Origin of the sequence: Phocaeicola sp. HCN-6420 (assembly GCF_037890145.1) — a bacterium.
Taxonomy (GTDB): Bacteria; Bacteroidota; Bacteroidia; order Bacteroidales; family Bacteroidaceae; genus Phocaeicola.
Window position 1 is genome coordinate 1 of the sequence record NZ_JBBKBJ010000063.1, and the last position, 1,883, is coordinate 1,883.

Annotated in this window: 2 protein-coding genes and 1 pseudogene; 2 read left to right on the top strand and 1 reads right to left on the bottom strand. The window is 49.7% G+C overall.

Annotation, left to right across the window (positions count from 1 at the left end; translation table 11 throughout):
• Together WKT12_RS16330 and WKT12_RS16335 are read left to right on the top strand one after the other, a co-directional pair.
• Window positions 1–844 (top strand): capsule assembly Wzi family protein (locus WKT12_RS16330; protein ID WP_340320317.1); only part of this gene is annotated, 844 nt, incomplete at its 5' end.
• Window positions 841–1,287: a lipocalin-like domain-containing protein gene (locus tag WKT12_RS16335; RefSeq protein ID WP_340320318.1), complete on the top strand. Its 447-nt coding sequence runs from the start codon at window positions 841–843 to the stop codon at window positions 1,285–1,287. The genes WKT12_RS16330 and WKT12_RS16335, both read left to right, overlap by 4 nt.
• 307 nt (window positions 1,288–1,594) lie before the next feature.
• Here the strand turns inward: WKT12_RS16335 and WKT12_RS16340 are convergent.
• Window positions 1,595–1,883, bottom strand: a pseudogene (locus WKT12_RS16340) (IS66 family transposase); the annotation flags it as partial.

Here is a 1,883-nt window from a genome sequence, read left to right on the forward strand (position 1 = left end):
ATTGCCGGTGGAGTTTGAGTTCGGTTTGCAGACTGGATCGCAGTTCGGAGGCAAGCAGATGCGGAAGAATGCAGACGGCAGCGTGAGTCTGGAGAAGGATATGCCGCAGGGAATCAAGGATTTCTGGAAAGTGTTCTTCCCCAAGCAGGAAAGTACGTTGGAGAACGTGGAGGGAAACCACTGCGGAAGCTGGAACTTCGCGCTGAATTACTATGTAGGCGACTGGAGGTTTAAGGCGTATCTGGAGCATTATTTCGAGGATCACTCGCAGATGTTCTGGCAGTACGGACGGTGGAAGGATGGTCATATCGGACTGGAAGTGGATTTTCCGAAGAATCGCTGGATCAGTGCCGTGGTGTGGGAAGGTCTGAATACAAAGGATCAGACGGGACCGATTCTCTACGACGGAATAGCGGGTTCGTTTACCGACTTGCAGATGAGCGGTGAAGATAATTATTACAACAATTGGCAGTATTTAGGCTGGCAGAATTACGGGAACTCGCTGGGACATCCGTTCCTGCTGGGACCGGCATATAATTCGGACGGTACGAACTTGATTAAGGGAAGCCGTGTGAAGGCTCAGCATGTGGGACTGACGGGTGATCCGTCGGAGGAATGGAACTGGAGGTTGCTGGTTTCGTATGCCCGTAACTGGGGTACGTATAAAAATCCGTTCGACGAGGTGAAGAAGCAGTTCAGCAGTCTGGCGGAGGTGACTTATCAGCCTGAGCGCCTGAAGGGATGGAGTTTCAGTGCCGCACTGGCAGTTGACCGTGGAAATTATCCGGGAAACAGCACGGGTGGTATGTTGACAATCAGAAAATGTGGAGGATTCGGATTATGAGAAACAAGGTGATGATTTGGGTGGCTCTGGTAGTAACGCTGGTAATGCAGGGTTGCCAGAAGGAGCCTATCAACAACGATATAGAGGGATTCTGGCAGTTGGAGCAGTTCGTGGTGAAGGATACGCGTGAGGTGGTGACGTGCGAGCGCCTGTATTACAGCATTACGCGCATGGTGACGGAAGTGGCGGAGAAGCAGGGGCCGAACGGCTACGGCAGTTACATCGGACGTACGGAATACCGCAACAACGAGACGCAGTTGGTACTGAAGGATTTCAAGGTGCGTGCCAACACGAGTGACAACAAGCAGGATGCGCCGGTGGAGATGCTGCTACATTTCGGTATCGACAACCAGAAGGAAACGGTGTTCGACGTGAAGTCGTGCGACGGCAAGTACATGACGCTGGAATCGGACTATGCGCTGCTGAAACTGAAGAAATTTTAAAAGGGATTAATTTGAGGTAAGTTCTACTGCCTGATTATAGAGATAAATGGGGAGTGGACTTGCATGATTAATATATAGGTGAGGTTTTGGACAACCGGACAAGCAGACTGTACTTTAGTCTGCTGTCCGGTTTTCTTTTTGCGTCGGATTGTTTGGTAAGCATTCGGACAAATACATCTTTTACACTTTGAGGTTTGATTGTAGCGTAAGCCTCCGATAAAGTACACATTGTAGATTCATAAAACAACAAACTCTTCTTATCAACGAATATAAAGTTGATAGGAAGAGTTTGCTATTTTATTGTATCTCTATTATGGGCCAGGCAGGCTATGAGGCACACTCCTTCAGTACCTTCAAATACATTGTAGGCACTGTAACCGTCACTCTGCAGATATCCCTTGAAGTCCTTCAGCAGTTTCCTTATCGTCTGTCCCGAACGGGAGCCGTCATCGTAATGGAAGATGACCAGCTTTTCCATGACCGCCCTGACCATCCACAGATACTCCTTGTCGGCCTTCCCCTTTCCCTTGCTGATCACCCTTACAGTGGTCTCGTCCGCCTGAACATACCCGCAGCCGACAACCAGCCGGACCAGC

Excerpts from the sequence above, each read along its gene's own strand:
- WKT12_RS16335 (WP_340320318.1), top strand. The coding sequence starts at position 841 with ATGAGAAACAAGGTGATGATTTGGGTGGCTCTGGTAGTAACGCTGGTA.